The 2,784-nt window shown below is 70.2% G+C and carries 2 protein-coding genes; both read right to left on the bottom strand.

The window, feature by feature from the left end; all coding sequences use genetic code 11:
- Positions 1–69: 69 nt before the first annotated feature.
- Positions 70–1,353 (bottom strand): citrate synthase, encoded by a 1,284-nt coding sequence (locus AB0J68_RS30485; protein WP_354862874.1) that lies wholly within the window; start codon positions 1,351–1,353, stop codon positions 70–72.
- Between the two features lie 165 nt (positions 1,354–1,518).
- Positions 1,519–2,784, bottom strand: a 1,266-nt coding sequence (locus AB0J68_RS30480) for a sulfatase-like hydrolase/transferase (RefSeq protein ID WP_363942144.1), incomplete at its 5' end; no start/stop codon positions are given.

The raw sequence follows: 2,784 nt of genomic DNA, 5'->3' as shown, positions 1-2,784 counted from the left end.
GGTGCCGGCCCGGATCGGGTCGGCGGCCTGCGGGTGATGCGGGTGGTGCGGGTGGTGCGAGAGCGGAGGTCAGCGCTCGGCGAAGGGGAGGTAGTCCCGCTCGGCGGCACCGACGTAGACCTGCCGCGGACGGCCGATCTTGGTCTCCGGGTCGTTGATCATCTCGCGCCACTGGGCGATCCAGCCGGGCAGCCGGCCGAGCGCGAACAGCACCGTGAACATCTTCGTGGGGAAGCCCATGGCCTTGTAGATCAGGCCGGTGTAGAAGTCCACGTTCGGGTAGAGCCGGCGGGAGACGAAGAAGTCGTCGGCGAGCGCGATCTCCTCCAGCTCCATGGCGATGTCCAGCAGCGGGTCCGGCTTGGCCATCCGGCCCAGCACGTCCTGCGCGGCCTTCTTGACGATCGCCGCCCGCGGGTCGTAGTTCTTGTAGACCCGGTGGCCGAAGCCCATGAGCTTGACGCCGTCCTGCTTGTCCTTGACCTTGCGGACGAAGGACCGGACGTCGCCGTCGCCGGCGTGGATCTGCTGGAGCATCTCCAGCACCGCCTGGTTGGCGCCGCCGTGCAGCGGGCCGAACAGCGCGTTCACGCCCGCCGAGACGGAGGCGAACAGGTTGGCGTTGCTGGAGCCGACCAGCCGGACGGTCGACGTGGAGCAGTTCTGCTCGTGGTCGGCGTGCAGGACGAAGAGCATGTCCAGCACCTTCGACATCACCGGGTCGACCACGTACGGCTCCGCCGGTACGCCGAAGGTCATGCGCAGCAGGTTGTCCACGTACCCCAGGGAGTTGTCCGGGTAGAGCAGCGGCTGCCCGATGGACTTCTTGTACGCGTACGAGGCGATGGTGGGGACCTTCGCCATGAGCCGGACCGTGGAGATCTCCACGTGCTCGGAGTCGAACGGGTCCAGGCTGTCCTGGTAGAAGGTCGACAGGGCGCTCACCGCCGACGACAGCACCGCCATCGGGTGCGCGTCGCGGGGGAAGCCGTCGAAGAAGCGGCGCATCTCCTCGTGCAGCAGCGAGTGCCGCCGGATCCACTCGGTGAACTCGGTGAGCTGCTGCTCGGTTGGCAGCTCACCGTAGATGAGCAGGTACGAGACCTCCAGGAAGGAGGACTTCTCGGCCAGCTGCTCGATCGGGTATCCCCGGTAACGCAGGATCCCCGCGTCGCCATCGATGTAGGTGATCGCGGATGAGGCCGCCGCGGTGTTGACGAAACCGGGGTCGTACGTCGTCATCCCGGTTTCCTTCAGCAGCTTGCTCACCCCGATGCCAGCGGGGCCCTCGACCGCGGGATGTACCGGCATCGACAGCTGCCCGCCGGGGTGATCGAGCTTGACTTCCGTCATGTGGTTCCTCGCTTCGCCGGCAGATCTACGTTGAATTGCCTTCGCTTCTACCGTAATTGCGGCTCGGGGGACACTGCCCGCCGTGGTTCGGCGGTGAGGTATGCGTCACCCGATTCCCGACTGAGCAGCCGGGAAACCCGCCCTCCCGCCAGCCGGGACAGGAGATCAGGACAACGTGAGGCGCCGTAGCGTACCGTCCGCCGCGACCTGGTAGACGTCGAGCTGATTCGTCCCGGCGCGGAACAGCCGGTCGTCGGTGAGCAGCGCGGCGAAGCGGCGGCCGCCCGGGTCGGCCGGCACCACCGGGACCACCGCGCCGATCCGGCCGTTGACGGCGACGGCCAGCAGCGTGCCGTCCGGTATCGCGTCCGGCACGTCACCCCAGACCAGCGCCGGGAGGGTGCCGGTGTCCGGGTCGGTCGCCCGGAAGGCGGCCAGGTCGGCGACCTGGGCGCTGCCCCCGGGCGGGCCGGCGCGGACCTCGGTGCCCACCAGGGGGTGCGGTGTCGGCAGCGGCGGCGCGGTGGGCACCCCGCCGGGGAAGGTGACCGCCTCGCCGGGGGTGTCGTAGAAGTGTTTCGTGACGTCGGCGCGGGGAGCCTGCCGGGCGGAGCGGCCGTCGACGTGCCAGGGCAGGCGGATGCCGGCTTCATCGGCGACGGTGGGCAGCAGGTCGACGTGTTCCCAGTTGCGGTCGTCCACCCGGCCGGTCTGCTGCCCGGGCTCCTTGACGAACATGGGCACCCAGGCGACCTCACCGGCGGCGGCCTTGATGGCGTCCATGCCCCGGCCCTGCGCGCCCGGATGGAAGCTCACCCCGTGGTCGGCGGTGACGACGACGAGGGCCTGGTCGTAGAGGCCGCTGGCGCGCAGCGTCCGCAGGGTCTCCCCGATCAGCCGGTCGGTGTAGCCGAGTTGGGCGAGGTGACGCTGGCGGGCCAGCTCGACCCAGCCCGTGCCGTCGTTGGGCAGGTCCTCCGGGGCGTCGTAGCGGACCCCGGACGGCAGGTACGCCCACGGGGAGTGCGGCATCAGCAGGTGCAGGAAGTGCAGGGCGGGTCGGGGTTGCGGCTTCAGCCCGGCCAGGAAGCTGGTGAACCGGGCCGGCTGGTTGTCGTCGAGGCTGTCCCAGCGGAACTTCGGGTCGGCCGGGACCGGCTCGGCGGCGTCCAGGCCGGCCTCGACGCGGGTCTGCTCCCGGTAGGAGTCCTCCGGGTCGACGCGGGTGTTCGTCGGCCCGGCGACCTGGCCGAGCAGCTTGCCGGTCTCCCGGACGAGCACACCGAGGCCCTGTTCGGGGGTGACGGGCTGCTCGCACCGGCTGGGTGGGCAGAGCCGGGTGATGCTCTCCTGGGCCTGGATGTCGTACAGGCCGCCGAAGGCGGTGAAGAGGTTGTCCGGGTACTGCGAGTAGTGCGGTCGCGCCGCACT

The sequence above is a fragment of the Micromonospora sp. NPDC049580 genome (genome assembly GCF_040675595.1).
Classification (GTDB): domain Bacteria; phylum Actinomycetota; class Actinomycetes; order Mycobacteriales; family Micromonosporaceae; genus Micromonospora.
This window is presented reverse-complemented; position numbering and strand designations above follow the sequence as displayed.

Bases quoted from the DNA above. Each gene is read 5' to 3' on its own strand.
- AB0J68_RS30485 (WP_354862874.1), bottom strand. From the start codon at position 1,353: ATGACGGAAGTCAAGCTCGATCACCCCGGCGGGCAGCTGTCGATGCCG.